This window comes from Dyadobacter sp. NIV53, assembly GCF_019711195.1.
Taxonomy (GTDB): Bacteria; Bacteroidota; Bacteroidia; order Cytophagales; family Spirosomataceae; genus Dyadobacter.
On the sequence record NZ_CP081299.1, the window covers coordinates 1,227,273 to 1,241,717 of the forward strand.

Consider the following 14,445-nt stretch of genomic DNA (forward strand, 5'->3'; position numbering starts at 1 on the left):
CTGTACGGCAAAAAAACACTACTTCTCTTCTAATAAAATTAACTGGGTTCGCTGCTTATTTTTGAGGCCGGGATTATCATCGGTTACAACCAGCAATTTCCTTTTACCATTATCCGAAGGCCACCATGCCATTCCTTCCAGATTATCCGGCTGAAATGATAGTCCTTTGTTAAAATCGAATGCAGGTTCAGTGTCCTTTTTCAAGTGGGAACCATTAACAGTTACCTGCCACAGTTTTGCCTTTATTTTATTGGTGCCGCCATCACCGTTATCAAAACATCTTTCCAAAACCAGCAATTGATTTTCGTTAACTGAAAGGATTTCAGATATGCCTCCCCTTTTTTCAATATCACTATTGGGACAACCACTGCGGTCGATCACATAACTGAATGGAACGGGCTGCTGATAACTGGAATCAGTTTTAATGAATTTCAGAAAATGAATTGTATCCTGTCCTACCTCTGTTTCACCTGCCCAGCCTGCTTCCGGAGCAACCCAAACGTTCCCGCCGCCGGTCACCGCCATAGACTCAATTCCTTTGTTGTCGGCAGGAAGCGGTATCGGAGCAACCAGATATTTCATATTATTCAGTTCAGGAGGATACGAATCAAAATAGGATACATAACTAGTCGTGTCACGGTTTTCCCAAATGGGTACAAAATCGTTTTCAACAGCATATAGAAATCTTCCGTTTGCCTGGTCAAAACGAATAGATTCAAACCAGTAATTGGTGTATTTTGGCATAGCTACCTTATCCCATTTTGCAAAATCCCTGATTGTTTTTATGCTGTCAAAGATGAAATAAGAGCCACGGTCTGTCGCCAGGTGCCATTGTTTTTTAGCAGGAACATACTCAATACCTGAAACGCCATGTAATTGTCCGATTGGTTTCATTGACAGAACGGTACTGTCCGAAAAAGCAAATTGCAGTATTTGGGCCTGGATCTGTATGCAACAAAAACAGATCATCGTGATTAAAATTACTCGTTTCATTTTTGATTAGCCTGGATAAAGTTGTGAAGTGAAACAAAAATAGTATGGAATCACAAAGAAAGTATATACTGGATCCGCCTTTCTGCATTCTTCTGTCGCTTTTGTTACCTTTGTTTATGGAAAATACCAGAGAATTAAAAATTGCGGTTCTGATCGACGCGGATAATGTACCCTATTCCAATGTAAAAGGTATGTTGGAAGAAGTAGCTATTTATGGTACTCCTACCTTCAAACGCATCTACGGCGACTGGACAAAACCGACATTATCGGGATGGAAAACTGTATTGCTGGACAATGCAATTACGCCCGTTCAGCAATACAGTTACACTTCCGGCAAAAATTCTTCTGATTCCGCGCTGATCATTGATGCAATGGATATTCTTTATACAGGCCGTGTTGACGGTTTTTGTATTGTTTCCAGTGACAGTGATTTTACCAGGCTGGCTACCAGGCTTCGTGAAGCCGGTATGCAGGTATTTGGAATTGGTGAAAGGAAAACGCCTTCTGCATTTATAGCAGCCTGCAATAAATTCATTTATATAGAAATCCTGAAAAAAGAAGCCAAACCTGAAAGTCCGGCAAAGGAAACTTCAAAGTCTTCCAAGGAAGTTGTAAAAGAAGAAACTATTAAAGAAGAAATAACACCCGTTGCCAAAATCGACAAAGGACTGATCAGATTAATATCTGAAAGTATCAACGATATTGCTGATGAAGACGGATGGATATTTTTGGGTGTGTTAGGAAATATGATTTTAAAAAAACGGCCAGACTTTGATCCGAGGAACTATGGCCACAAAAAGCTCCTTGATCTGATACGCTCTATCAAAGCTGTTGAAGTAGAAGAAAGAAGAACCGGAAAAAATAATGCAGCGCATTTTTATGTAAAAACAAAATAAAAAAAGCGCATCGAATATAAGGTTCAATGCGCTTTTAGCCGTTAAATTTCTGTTTCATTTCCTGTTAATTTATTCATGCTGCATCCGATACTCTGATCAACGGATATCCGCCATAATTTTCCCACAAATCAGTAATCATATTTCTTTCCCTAACTGTCCGCGGCCGGAAGTCAATTACAATTTCGCCGTCTTTAATACGCGTTCTGTAATATTGGGCATAAATATCAGACATCACCGAACCAGTCAAAGCTCTTACACCTCCGTCATTAAAATCTCCTGCAACCATAAGTGCAACACCGGGAAATGCAACAAATTTGCCCAGACTTACCATAATGTCTGCAATGGTGTGATCTACATTTAAATTGTCGTGAGAGCTTTTGGCTAACTTATTCTGTGTCTCGTCGGACATAATGAGCGTAATTTCATCAGCAGTATAGCCAAGATCAATTAATATGTGGTATGCATTTTCAGCATCTTCTTTAGTTGCAAAAACACCTGTTACTGTACAGATATTTTTTTTGTTGTATCCATTTTCCATCTACACTGCGATTAGGTCAAAAAGTATTGTTCTTTCTTACCATTAAAAAATAATTATACCAAAAAATGAAAAATCCTTTTTCCAGGAGTTACAGCCTATCTGATTAAGGCGCAGTCGTTTCAGGGATATATACGGTGGATATTTTTGGTGGCGGTTATTCTACACTTTGACAAATTCACAAAGAAAAATCCCAAAAACAGTAACTATAAAAGTTGTTTGCCTTTCACAAAGGAGGCATTCCCGCCTTATGTAACTTTAAGTCAAATAAGCTAAATTCAAAATGAACAGATCTATTCTTAATAAACGTATTGCAGGAGCAAGCCTCCTTTTGCTGATCGGATTAAATATAACGGGTTTTGCCCAAACCGGAGTGGGTACCAAAGCGCCAAAGGGCGCTGAAGTATTTCTGGATGGAAGCCGTAAAATGCTGGATGAAAAATGGATATACTGGGAAGGCCCGAGGTTTGCTGCCAAACCACCCATTAAATGGACTGTTGTGAAAGATCCGGTTGATGGTGGAAATGTGATCAACTGTAACGACCCTGTTTCGGCAGGTGGTTTGTACGGATCAGCTGACATTGTGACCAAAAAACAATTCAGGGATTTTCGGGGGCATGTTGAATTTCTGATCACTAAAGAAGGTGGAAATAGCGGTGTTTATCTGCAAAACCGTTATGAAATTCAGGTACTGGATGGCGATACCACTTCGCACGGAATGGCCGCTGTGATCAACGAATCGAAATCTCCCTATCATGCTTACAATGGCATTGGCAAATGGAATTCCTACGATATTCTATTTCGGGCGGCCCGGTTTAAAGATGGAAAACTGACAGAAAAACCTATGGTCACTCTGTATTTCAATGGCAAAAAAGTACACAGCAATCAGCAGATAAGTCAGGTTTGGGGCGGCCCAAATTCAGGAATTGACGGTGGAAATGATGGTGGAAAAGGAATTACTGATACACCGGGAGGACTGAAATTACAGTCAGAAGGACACGATGTGTATTTCCGGAACATCTGGATTAAAGAGGAAAATTTGAAAGAAGCAAATACAGATTTCTGATGAATAATTGTTAGTTTACACAGTGGTACACTAAAAAAGACCGGATAGCGTGAACGGGGACGTTCGCGCTATCGCTATTAAAAACAAAACCAATAAATAATATGGAACACAGAGTTGTATTCGACTTTGAAGTGGAATTTACCAACGGAGGAGGCATACAAGGCCAGGATTTCAGGTTGGACATCGATGGCGATACCATTTCTGACTATGCCTTAGCAGATTATATTATCCAGGATCTGCGGTTATTAATGGTTGGAAAAGTTAACATTCTCAATAAAGTTTATATTCAGGAAAAGCATAAGCGTCAGATAATTGATACTATTCCGCGTGAAAACCTGATCGACCTGAGCCATACCATTTTTGACGGACTCATTACTTACAAAGGTCTCCCTGCTCCTATCATTTGTGATTATTTGAGCCGGGAAGATTCCAATGGAAAATATGAAGAAGGAACTACATTCCAAATCGGGAAGATCGAAATGGTAAGTAATACAGGCACTTACATCGACTGCCCGTTTCATCGTTACGAGCATGGAAAAGATTTATCAGAAACAGCCCTGGAAGCCTTTGCAAATCTGGAAGCTATTACTATTAATGTGCAGGGTATTATGGAAATAGGCGTGGAATATTTTAAAAATAAAGAGATCAGAAACAAAGCTATTCTTGTCAATACAGGTTGGTCAAAATACTGGAATACAGACTCATATTTCGAAAATCATCCTTTTATAAATAAAGAAGCAGCAGAATATATAAGAGATTGCCAGGTAAAACTGGTTGGGATCGACAGCCATAATATTGATGATACAAGAGGAAAAAGCAGGCCCGTTCATACTATTTTGTTAGGTTCTGAAATCCTGATTGTTGAACATTTATGTAATCTTGACAAACTGCCCGAAAGCAATTATAAGTTTAGTGCCGTTCCCCCAAAATTCAAGGGTGTGGGAACGTTTCCAGTCAGGGCATTTGCAACGGTATAAAAATCGTAAAAGCTCATCTTACAATCATTTATCCTTCATGAAAAATAAAATTATATTATCGCTGATATTCGGGGTGCTTTATGCGTGTGGGGTAAATGCACAAAGCCTGAACCGGGTAAAACCAGATAGTCTGTTTGCAATCATTTCCGACAACAATAAAGGGATGATGAGCGTAGCAATTTCTAAAAACGATTCAGTACTTTATCAAAAAGCAATTGGATTTGCATCCATCAATGATCAGGGTAAAGTTCCGGCTACTATTCATACCCGATACCGCGTAGGTTCAATTTCAAAGACTTTTACAGCAGTAATGATTTTTCAGCTGATTGAAAAAGGCAAACTGAGCTTGAATGATCCGCTGGCTAAATATTTTTCTACTATACCCAATGCCGATAAGATCACGGTCAGTAATCTGCTGAACCATAGAAGTGGTATATACAATTTTACGAATGACCCTGCTTACCTGCAATACATGACACAGCCTAAATCCCAAACCGAAATGGTGGAGATTATCGCTAAAAATAAATCTGATTTTGAGCCTGGTACAAAATTCGAGTACAGTAATTCAAATTATGTTTTGCTTGGTTACATCATTGAAAAAATTACCGGAAAAACTTATTCAGAAAACCTGGATCAGCGAATTGTAAAAAAGTTAAATCTGAAAGAAACCTATATTGGTACCAAAACAGATCTTAAAAAAAGCGAAAGTTATTCCTACCGGCTAAATGGTGTTTGGATACAACAACCTGAAACGGATCTGAGTACTGTTGCCGGCGCAGGTGCGGTTACTTCCACTCCTACCGAACTGAATATTTTTATAACGGCGCTTTTCAAAAACAAACTCGTTTCACCCACAAGCCTGACCCTGATGAAAACTTTAACTGAAGGCTACGGAATGGGGCTCTTTCAGGTACCTTTTGGTCAGAAAAAAGGCTATGGACATAATGGAATTATAGATGGGTTTGTCTCCAACGTTTTTTATTTTCCGGAAGATGATCTGGCTGTTTCTATTTGTTCCAATGGTGTTTCCTACCCATTGAATGATGTGCTTATTGCCATGCTGAATTCATATTACCAGGTTCCGTTCACATTACCATCTTTCAAAACCATTGCCTTAAAACCGGAAGAACTGGATATCTATCCGGGAATATATTCAAGTACTATGTTGCCCATTAAAATTACTGTTACCAAAACCACAAACGGTTTGATCGCGCAAGCTACCGGACAAGGCCCTTTCCCTCTGAGTGCATCGGAAAAGGATATTTTTAAATATGATGGGGCTGGTATTATTATGGCTTTTGATCCTTCCAAAAACGAATTTATATTAAAACAAGGCGGTAGGAATTTCCTTTTTACCAAAGAAAAATAAGGTTATCCCTAAACAATACCGGAAGGGTTTTGGTATTAAATCATTAACAATTCGATAAAAACAGCAAATAGGATGATAGCCGAAAAATTCAGCTTAGCTGGTAAAACTGCTTTAATTACGGGTTCCAGCCAGGGAATAGGAAAAGGAATCGCTCTGGCTTTTGCCGAATATGGTGCAAACATTATTCTGCATTGTAAAACAGATAAAAATGAAGCTGAGGAAGTGGCTAATGAAGTAAAAGGTATTGGAGTAGATGTTCATATTATTCAGGCTGACCTTTCTCATTCCGGAGCTGCGGCAGATTTATACCAAAAAGTATCTGAAATAGTTGAACAACTCGATATCCTGGTCATTAACGCTTCCGCCCAGATTCCTGCACGTTGGACGGAGGTCAGTGACAATGATATTGACATACAGGTCAATACGAATTTTAAATCCACCTTTCAGCTGATGCAGCAATTTGCGCCTGGCATGGCCGAAACAGGATGGGGCCGCATTCTTACCATTGGCAGTGTACAGCAAACCAGGCCTCATCCTTCCATGATTATTTATGCTGCTTTGAAATCTGCTGTTTTGAATCTTGTTCAGAATCTTGCAATGCAGCTGGCAGACAAGGGCGTGACAGTCAATAACCTGGCGCCTGGTGTAATTGCTACACCTCGGCTGGACGAGGACGTCCCCGAACCGGAAGAACGCATAAATAAGCGCCTGGAAACACCATCAGGAAACCTGGGAAACCCCGAAGATTGCGCCGCCATGGCACTTTTGCTGTGTTCAGCAGCAGGAAATTTCATTACCGGCCAAAATATTTATGTGGATGGTGGATTGAGTCTGTAAAACCTTGTCTATATTCATTTTCAAAACCTTAATTATTAAAAAATGAAAAACAGACTTCTATTACTATTGATGTTCACCATTTGCTTTTCAGTTTCGGCACAAACAAAAAAGACATATCCGGTAGGTCAAATCAAGACTTCTATGGGCGAAATACTGTTCTGGTTATACGACGAAACTCCGAACCATAAAACCAGTTTTATGAAACTGGCCAATGAGAGTTATTGGGATTCTTTAACTTTCAATCGGGTCATAAAAAACTTTGTGGCTCAGGGCGGCTGCCCGGATACACCAGCCGGTTTTTCAGATTCCCCTTACTTGCTTAAACCTGAATTTAACAGTAAAATACGGCATGTATACGGCGCAGTTGGTGCAGGCCGCGATGATAATAAGGAAATGTTATCGGCCGGATGCCAGTTTTATATTGTCCAGAACAAAGATGGTATTGCACGGCTAGACGATAAATACACCGTTTTTGGACAGGTTTTTAAAGGAATGGATATTATCGATAAAATTGTCAGCGTCAAAACCGACAGTACCGATACGCCATTAACGCCCATCAAGCTCGATGTGAATGTGGTGAATATGTCTGAAAATGAATTAAAGAAAAACGGATATAACCTGAAATAACAAAAAACCCGGAGCTAAAAACTCCGGGTTTTTGATTGAAGGTATTTCGAGAACCTTATTTTTTCTTGTAATCAATTTTAAAAATAGTCCCGTTCAAATCGTCCGTTACATACAATGCTCCGTCCGGGCCCTGTGCTAATCCGCATGGACGGTGCTCTATCGGGCCTGTCGGTTTTACCAGATCAACACCAGCAAAATTATCCGCGAATATTTCCCACTTACCGGCTTTGCCATTGACGAAAGGTACAAAAGCAACAAAATATCCTTTCTTCAATTCTGCCGACTGGCTGTGAAAAGCGATAAAAGCCCCGTTTTTGTATTTGGCAGGAAACATATTTCCCGTATAAAACATAAGCGCATTAGGGCCCAAATGGGCAGGAAACGCAGCTACCGGATTGATTGCCTTTTCACCTGCCGTTTTTATCCCGTCACCACCGTATTCGGGAGCCATCATTTTTTTATTCTGGAAATGATCGTAATAAATGTATGGCCATCCTGCATCGTCGCCCGCTTTTAACCGATATAACGTTTCAGCCGGTAGCTCAGCACTTTGTTTTGGTGTATAATATTTCGGGTAAAAATCATCGAATTTTCCTCTGCCGTGGATCGTTGCGAAAAGTGAGTTCGTTTTAAAATCCCAGTCTATACCCACTGCATTTTTTACGCCCGTTGCATATCTGACGCCATCCGAAAAGGTTTGCCCGGATTTACCCGCATTGAATTTCCAGATCCCGCCAGCAGAATCCAGGATTGAACAAGGTGACATTCCCTTTCCTGATCCTGCTTCCCGGCAATTATCATTATAAGAGCCTATTGTTACATAAATATTGCCATTGTTATCCAAGGCGAGTGGCTTGGCATTATCACGGCCATGATCAAGCAGGCCGTCGACAATTTTTTCAGGTTCATCAAAATTGAGAATTTCCTCTTTTTCGTTCAGTTTATAACGATAAATTGCCTTGTTGGAAGAGCTGTACAAATAACCATCTTTTATTTTAATGCCCGTACCAGGATAATTACCAAACAGCTTTTGATCATCAATCACACCGTCACCATTGGTATCTCTCAGCAGATAAATTCCTTTGCCGTCCTTTAATTTTGAAAGTTTTACATAGATATCACCACTTTTCCCAACTACAATGTGGCGGGTTGTGCCGAGATCGGAACCAATGATTTTTGCTGAGAAGCCGGCAGGAAGTTTAAGGTCCTTTGCATCTACTACTGTTTTATTTGCAGGTTCGGAATGAATATTCATTGTTAAACCGGATTGGATCAAAAAACCGCTTAATCCGGCTGTTACCGCCAGCATACCGGCAGCTAGTAAAATTTTTTTTTGCATGAAACAATTGAAAAATAAAAATAAAAGTCAGTAATTGTCTTTAATTAAATACAATTATTAAAGGTTTGTGTGTATGAGTTATTACTCAAATTTACTCTAACTATTTCGGTTCAATTCTAAATTTGAAATGATTTTTTATAATTTCTCTTCCTTAATTCATTAAGCTTGCCTTAATTGCAGCACAAAACTTTAATCAACCAAAAAAACATTCACTAAACTAAAAAAATAATAGTTATGGGACCATTCGATGACGATGACGACGATTTATTTGATGACGACTTACCAGGCAACTATCCTGCCTCTGACGATATTTTCAGCCGTGGGCTAATTGACGAAGAAATTGATCCTGAATTCATTGGCCGCGACAAACTGGCGAATGAAGAATCAACCGGATGGAATGAAAAAGATTTCGACGATGACGAAGTGGGTGATGATCTGGATGTACCCGGATCCGAGCTCGATGATGACGATGAAATTGATGGTAATGAAGATGAGGAAAACAACTATTACAGTCTTGGAGGAGACAATCACAACGATCTGGAAGAAAACCAGGGAGACTAAATTTAAGTTTAGAGTTCAGAGTTTAGAGTTCAGAGTTCACAGGGTTAAATAATGGTCCGGGAACCGACAATTAAATTATCGTTTTTCTCTGAATATATTTTACAGCATTTTCCAATACTGCTTCTCAGGGCGGCCGTTTGTAAATAAACGGCCGTTTTTTATTTAAAACACCATTTTGTCAGAGGTAAGTAACTTTGGATTATATATTTCTTTTGTAATAAAAATTAAAGAAATATTATGGCCCAGTTTACACCGGATGCTTTTAAAAATGAGCTGATAAATATTCTTGGCTATTGGGAAAAGTATGGACAGGATAAAGAAAACGGCGGCTTTTATGGAAGAGTAAATTATGAAAACCAGCCGGTACCTGACTCAGACAAGTCTGTTGTTCTCACGGGCCGTATTTTATGGACCTTTTCAATGGCTCACCGCCTTTTTAAAGAAGCCGGATATCTTACACTGGCCGACAAGGCTTACCAACAACTCATCAAACATTTTTTTGATCCCGAACATGGAGGTGTGTACTGGTCTGTAAAAGCAGATGGAAAACCCGGTGATACCAAAAAACAGGTCTATGGCAACGCATTTGCCATGTATGGATTAAGCGAATATTATCGTGTTACCAACTTTCCTCCTGCTTTGGAAAAGGCAAAAGAGCTTTTTAATTTAATAGAAAAACACGCATTTGATCCAAAAAATGGAGGTTACCGGGAAGCATTTGCCCGGGACTGGTCGGCCACTGACGACTATATTTTAAGTAAAAGTCCATGGATAAAAAGCATGAACACGCATTTGCATCTGGTGGAAGCTTATACGAATTTATACAGCGTTTGGCCTGATCCAAAATTGAAGATCCAGACTACAAACATGCTTGAAAGCATCCTGACACATATTATAAACGGAAAAACGAACCGTATGCAAATGTTTTTTGATGAAACCTGGAAACCAAAGGACAACATTATTTCCTATGGACATGATATTGAGGCTTCCTGGCTGTTACTCGAAACGGCCGAAGTGCTTCATGACGAAAAACTGATTGAAAAAGTAAAGAAAAAATCAGTGCAAATGGCAGAAGCTGCCAGCTCGGGGCTAAGTCCGGATGGTGCGCTCAATTACGAATATGACCCCGAAACAAAACACACCAAAACTGAAAGAAGCTGGTGGGTTGCGGCGGAACAAATGGTTGGTTTTTATAACGCATATCAGCTGACCAGGCAGGATCAGTTCAAAGTAAAATCAGAAAAAAGCTGGGACTACATTGTAAATGAATTTATTGACTCTGATAAAGGAGAATGGTTTGGAACGGTTGCAGAAAACGGCACGCCTGTAAAAGGAGATAAAATCAACTTTTGGAAGTGCCCATATCATAATAGCAGAGCCTGCGCCGAAATGTGGCGGCGGGTTGGAAAGGTTCAAAAAGGCTGATCAGTTAATGAACATTTCATCCACCAGTAACAAAGCTTTATTTCCTTTGCTCTTATGCCATTCCGGCATTTTGTTTAGTGGTTTGGCCACGATTTTCAGATAAGTAATACTTTCTGGTTTAAACTTCCCTTCTACGACTTTCAGCGACGGCTTGTCTCCTTTCCGGGGTAGAGCAGGTTTCATTTTAGTCAATAATTTCAATTGGTTCGCATTGTTTCCACCCCAAACCTCGACAACATCAGGAGGAAATATGCCCGTATCTTCTTCAATCATATAATGCAGCCCGATAGAGGAAATTGTAACCGGTTTTTTAAATTCCGAAACGAGCGCCATGTCGTGATCTCTTTCCCCTGCCCAATTGTTGGCCCAGGCCGGATTGTTAGCACCAATTGCACCTAATTTATGATCAAAAAATGTATGTGCGCCTTCCGCCTGATGAACACCATTTAACGGAAAAAGCAGGTGAACACTATCAGGAATATATGCACTCTTGAAAAATTCAAAAGTTGCCATATCACTTCCAAACCAACCGTTTTTAAATGCTTTGGCTTTTATTAACGCACTTCCGTTCAATACGGTTTTATTATCAAATACGGGTGATTTAATGCTGTCAGGCTCGGTTCCGTCTATTGTAAACCGGATGTCTACACCTTTAATCGGATGCCTGAGCTGCAAAGGTACCGTTTGCGCAAAAATCGTCGAACTGTTTTTAACCTGTGGCGGATTCAGCTTTAACGGACTTTTTCCGTCATCTTTAAAACCACCAATAAAGGTGATATTTTTATAGTTTTTTTGTAATTGGGCAATCTCAGGTTCTGATATGCCTGTTTCCCAAAGTGATATTGTTTTTAAATTTTTAAGGCCTGGAATCTGTGTTTGTAATTCCTTAAAATTCATCTTCGTACCCGATAAAGTCAGGCTTTGCAAATATTTTAAAGAAGTAAGTTCTTTCAGGCCTTTTGCCGTTACATCTGTGAAATTCAGGTCCAGTTTACGAAGATTTTCAAATTGGCTTACCCGTTTCAGATCCTCATCTTTTACTGGCATTTTATTCATGTTCAAAGAAACAATCTGCCTTTTAACCTCTTTCAACTCGTCTAGTTGTTTGGCATCAAAAGCACTTCTGTTATAAATATTAACGGATAATGCAGGGGATTCCCGGGCAAGATTCGCAACTGTACGGTAGTCATTATTCAGTTTCTTTATCGTTTCTTCATCAGCGGCTTCGAAGTCAAATGAATCTTCGGTGCTAATTACCGGTTTCAATTTGGCCATAGCAAGAATCCGTAATGAATCGGTTGCAGGTAAATCAATTACTTTCTTGCTGAAACCGGCGTTCTGTTTTACCCAAAGTGACAGCAGAATAACTTCCTGAGGTGTGAGCTGCGCTTTTCCGGATGGAGGCATATGTTTTTTGTCATCAGCCGGCAAGTGTACACGTTCCAGAAGCAAACTTATTTCAGGATTTCCAGGGACAAATAATTTCCCGGATTTCCCTCCTTTCAATATTGACTTTGAATCGGTTAATATTAATTCCCCTTTCAGTTTGTCAGGATTATGGCAACTCACACATTTCTGCTCAAAAATGGGTTTGATCACATCATTAAATACCATAGCTTTTTCAAGCGGAACCGCTTCAATTTCCTTTTGGGCCATGACCGGTTCAAAAATAAAATCACTTCCATGGGTGAGTGCGGCTCCATAATGACCAGTCAATACCAAACCAATGACAGTGATCAACGCGCTGGCTTTTGCTACGGGTGCTTTGTACCAATTGTTATTTCGTATCCAGTAAATAAAAGAAGAGATAAAAAATATTCCGGCACCTGTCCATTTATGCCAAAGTAATGTACTTCCGGCATAGCCTTCCTCGCGGGATAAAAACAAGCCCATTATGACTGTTACTGCGGCAAACAGCGCACCAATCAGCAGCAGGTTTTGTAAAAAATTACGATAAAAAGTATTAGATGCATTCTCAGGCCTGAACCGGAAAAACTCCATAAGCATTGCGCCAAGCAAAATTACGATCGGAAAATGCAGAATTAACGGATGCATTCGTCCGATTGTTTGCAGCCAGGCAGGAATAATTAATTTGCTTTCAAAAAGGAATAAAAAAGCGATAAAAATATTGAAAGCAAATAATAACTGACCGGCAAACCTTTTTAATCGTATATGCATTAGAAAATTATATTCAAAATTCCTAAAAGTGTAATTAGCTAAAGGCGTTCCATAGCGCGGCCAATTGCTGACAGCCAAAAGCCATCAGCTAATAATATCATTCACTACTTTTCCTGAAACATCCGTAAGCCTGTATCTTCTGCCCAGATGTTTGAAAATGAGTTTCTCATGATTTAAGCCTAACTGATGTAAAACTGTTGCCTGAAAATCATGCACATGAACCGGGTTACTCGCAATATTGTAACCTAATTCGTCTGTTTCGCCATAAACCATACCTGGTTTAATTCCACCGCCAGCCATCCAGATCGTGAAGCAACGCGGATGATGGTCCCGGCCATAATTATCAGCCGTTAATTTTCCTTGTGTGTAACTGGTACGGCCAAATTCGCCACCCCAGATAACAAGTGTTTCATCCAGCAATCCTCTCTGTTTCAAATCCGTTACCAGTGCCGCAGAAGCCTGGTCCACATCTTTTGCCTGATTGGCAATTTCGAAAGGAAGGTTTCCGTGCTGATCCCATCCCTGATGATAAAGCTGCACAAAGCGAACACCATTTTCTGATAATTTTCTTGCCAATAGACAATTGGCGGCATATGTGCCGGGTACCAGGCAGTCAGGCCCATACAATTTAATAATATCGTCGGGTTCTTTGGAGAGATCCATTACTTCGGGCACAGCAGTCTGCATGCGATATGCCATTTCGTACTGCTTTACTTTGGCAGTAATTTCAGGATCACCAAATTCCTGGTAAGACAATTCATTCAGTTGTGATAAATTATCCAGCATATCGCGGCGGTCCTTCCGGTTCATTCCTTCCGGGTCGCGCAGGTATAAAACAGGATCTTCCCCTTTGCTGAACTGTACGCCCTGATGTACCGAATCAAGAAATCCGTTTGACCATAATTTAGAATAAACTCCTTGTCCGTTTCCAACCCCACGGGAAAGCAAAACAGTAAAATTGGGCAGGTTTTTATTTTCATTACCCAAACCATAACTAAGCCAGGAACCCATACTTGGCCGGTTTCCCTGCTGTGAACCGGTTTGTAAAAATGTCAAAGCCGGATCATGGTTGATGGCTTCGGTATACATGGATTTTACGAAACAAAGGTCATCTACAATTTTGGCCGTGTATGGTAGAAGGTCACTGACCCATGCACGCGATTGACCATATTGTTTAAAATCGACAAATGACCCAACCAGCGGAAATGATGCCTGATTGGCCGTCATACCCGTTAATCTCTGGTTTCCACGAACTGATGGCGGAATCTCTTTACCTGATAAATCCCTGAGTTTGGGTTTATAATCGAATAATTCCTGCTGGGATGGTGCTCCGTTCTGGAATAAATAAATGACACGTTTTGCCTTTGGTGCAAAATGAGGAATGCCGGGAGCAAATCCTTCTTCTTCCATTGCCCCTTTTCCAAACAGATCCGGCATGAGCAAAGAACCCAAAGCAACGCCTCCGATTCCTAAACTTAAAGAAGACAAAAAGCGCCTTCTGTTAAAATTCAGGCCATGTTCCAAAATTTCCTTTTCCATTTCTTTTTAGCTTTTAGCAATTAGCAGTTGGCTATTATATTATACAATTAAGGTTATAAAAAACCTTATCAGGCTTAACTTCTTAATGGTTGGTAAGCGGCAA

General features: G+C 40.1%; 13 protein-coding genes. 8 read left to right on the forward strand and 5 right to left on the reverse strand.

The window, feature by feature from the left end; all coding sequences use genetic code 11:
* Nucleotides 1–18: 18 nt before the first annotated feature.
* Nucleotides 19–993, reverse strand: a complete 975-nt coding sequence (locus KZC02_RS04785) for an esterase-like activity of phytase family protein (protein WP_221393071.1) — start codon at nucleotides 991–993, stop codon at nucleotides 19–21.
* 116 nt (nucleotides 994–1,109) lie between these two features.
* Between KZC02_RS04785 and KZC02_RS04790 the strand changes: the two genes are divergently transcribed.
* Nucleotides 1,110–1,889: an NYN domain-containing protein gene (locus tag KZC02_RS04790; protein ID WP_221394939.1), complete on the forward strand. Its 780-nt coding sequence runs from the start codon at nucleotides 1,110–1,112 to the stop codon at nucleotides 1,887–1,889.
* Nucleotides 1,890–1,962: 73 nt separating this feature from the next.
* Here KZC02_RS04790 and KZC02_RS04795 read toward each other — a convergent pair whose 3' ends face one another.
* Nucleotides 1,963–2,427, reverse strand: a complete 465-nt coding sequence (locus KZC02_RS04795) for a hypothetical protein (protein WP_221393072.1) — start codon at nucleotides 2,425–2,427, stop codon at nucleotides 1,963–1,965.
* A 280-nt stretch (nucleotides 2,428–2,707) separates the two neighbouring features.
* Between KZC02_RS04795 and KZC02_RS04800 the strand changes: the two genes are divergently transcribed.
* From KZC02_RS04800 to KZC02_RS04820, 5 genes are all read left to right on the forward strand, one after another.
* Nucleotides 2,708–3,490 carry a DUF1080 domain-containing protein gene (locus tag KZC02_RS04800; RefSeq protein ID WP_221393073.1) on the forward strand — a complete coding sequence of 261 codons (783 nt, stop codon included), beginning with the start codon at nucleotides 2,708–2,710 and terminating at the stop codon, nucleotides 3,488–3,490.
* A 101-nt stretch (nucleotides 3,491–3,591) separates the two neighbouring features.
* Nucleotides 3,592–4,467 carry a cyclase family protein gene (locus KZC02_RS04805; protein WP_221393074.1) on the forward strand — a complete coding sequence of 292 codons (876 nt, stop codon included), beginning with the start codon at nucleotides 3,592–3,594 and terminating at the stop codon, nucleotides 4,465–4,467.
* Nucleotides 4,468–4,504: 37 nt separating this feature from the next.
* The gene (locus tag KZC02_RS04810) at nucleotides 4,505–5,836 is read left to right on the forward strand and encodes a serine hydrolase (protein WP_221393075.1); all 1,332 of its coding nucleotides are present in this window, start codon (nucleotides 4,505–4,507) and stop codon (nucleotides 5,834–5,836) included.
* A gap of 72 nt (nucleotides 5,837–5,908) precedes the next feature.
* Nucleotides 5,909–6,673, forward strand: a complete 765-nt coding sequence (locus KZC02_RS04815) for an SDR family NAD(P)-dependent oxidoreductase (RefSeq protein WP_221393076.1) — start codon at nucleotides 5,909–5,911, stop codon at nucleotides 6,671–6,673.
* A 42-nt stretch (nucleotides 6,674–6,715) separates the two neighbouring features.
* A complete protein-coding gene (locus tag KZC02_RS04820) occupies nucleotides 6,716–7,300 on the forward strand; it encodes a peptidylprolyl isomerase (protein WP_221393077.1) in 585 nt (194 codons plus the stop codon).
* A gap of 55 nt (nucleotides 7,301–7,355) precedes the next feature.
* On the opposite strand, the gene KZC02_RS04825 is transcribed toward KZC02_RS04820, so the two are convergent.
* Entirely contained in the window at nucleotides 7,356–8,639 is a 1,284-nt protein-coding gene (locus KZC02_RS04825) for a sorbosone dehydrogenase family protein (protein ID WP_221393078.1), read from the reverse strand.
* Nucleotides 8,640–8,873: 234 nt separating this feature from the next.
* Here KZC02_RS04825 and KZC02_RS04830 point away from each other — a divergent pair, with 234 nt between their 5' ends.
* Nucleotides 8,874–9,200 carry a hypothetical protein gene (locus tag KZC02_RS04830; protein WP_221393079.1) on the forward strand — a complete coding sequence of 109 codons (327 nt, stop codon included), beginning with the start codon at nucleotides 8,874–8,876 and terminating at the stop codon, nucleotides 9,198–9,200.
* A 237-nt stretch (nucleotides 9,201–9,437) separates the two neighbouring features.
* A complete protein-coding gene (locus KZC02_RS04835; protein ID WP_221393080.1) occupies nucleotides 9,438–10,625 on the forward strand; it encodes an AGE family epimerase/isomerase in 1,188 nt (395 codons plus the stop codon).
* Here the strand turns inward: KZC02_RS04835 and KZC02_RS04840 are convergent, their stop codons facing one another.
* The gene (locus KZC02_RS04840) at nucleotides 10,626–12,803 is read right to left on the reverse strand and encodes a c-type cytochrome domain-containing protein (RefSeq protein WP_221393081.1); all 2,178 of its coding nucleotides are present in this window, start codon (nucleotides 12,801–12,803) and stop codon (nucleotides 10,626–10,628) included.
* Between the two features lie 84 nt (nucleotides 12,804–12,887).
* A complete protein-coding gene (locus tag KZC02_RS04845; protein WP_221393082.1) occupies nucleotides 12,888–14,342 on the reverse strand; it encodes a DUF1501 domain-containing protein in 1,455 nt (484 codons plus the stop codon).
* Nucleotides 14,343–14,445 lie beyond the last annotated feature (103 nt).

What these genes read in the sequence shown, in the direction of transcription:
- KZC02_RS04830 (WP_221393079.1), top strand. Translation starts at nt 8,874, where the DNA reads ATGGGACCATTCGATGACGATGACGACGATTTATTTGATGACGACTTA.
- KZC02_RS04800 (WP_221393073.1), top strand. Translation starts at nt 2,708, where the DNA reads ATGAACAGATCTATTCTTAATAAACGTATTGCAGGAGCAAGCCTCCTT.
- KZC02_RS04790 (WP_221394939.1), top strand. Translation starts at nt 1,110, where the DNA reads ATGGAAAATACCAGAGAATTAAAAATTGCGGTTCTGATCGACGCGGAT.
- KZC02_RS04795 (WP_221393072.1), bottom strand. Translation starts at nt 2,427, where the DNA reads ATGGAAAATGGATACAACAAAAAAAATATCTGTACAGTAACAGGTGTT.
- KZC02_RS04820 (WP_221393077.1), top strand. Translation starts at nt 6,716, where the DNA reads ATGAAAAACAGACTTCTATTACTATTGATGTTCACCATTTGCTTTTCA.
- KZC02_RS04805 (WP_221393074.1), top strand. Translation starts at nt 3,592, where the DNA reads ATGGAACACAGAGTTGTATTCGACTTTGAAGTGGAATTTACCAACGGA.
- KZC02_RS04845 (WP_221393082.1), bottom strand. Translation starts at nt 14,342, where the DNA reads ATGGAAAAGGAAATTTTGGAACATGGCCTGAATTTTAACAGAAGGCGC.
- KZC02_RS04825 (WP_221393078.1), bottom strand. Translation starts at nt 8,639, where the DNA reads ATGCAAAAAAAAATTTTACTAGCTGCCGGTATGCTGGCGGTAACAGCC.
- KZC02_RS04810 (WP_221393075.1), top strand. Translation starts at nt 4,505, where the DNA reads ATGAAAAATAAAATTATATTATCGCTGATATTCGGGGTGCTTTATGCG.
- KZC02_RS04840 (WP_221393081.1), bottom strand. Translation starts at nt 12,803, where the DNA reads ATGCATATACGATTAAAAAGGTTTGCCGGTCAGTTATTATTTGCTTTC.
- KZC02_RS04785 (WP_221393071.1), bottom strand. Translation starts at nt 993, where the DNA reads ATGAAACGAGTAATTTTAATCACGATGATCTGTTTTTGTTGCATACAG.
- KZC02_RS04815 (WP_221393076.1), top strand. Translation starts at nt 5,909, where the DNA reads ATGATAGCCGAAAAATTCAGCTTAGCTGGTAAAACTGCTTTAATTACG.
- KZC02_RS04835 (WP_221393080.1), top strand. Translation starts at nt 9,438, where the DNA reads ATGGCCCAGTTTACACCGGATGCTTTTAAAAATGAGCTGATAAATATT.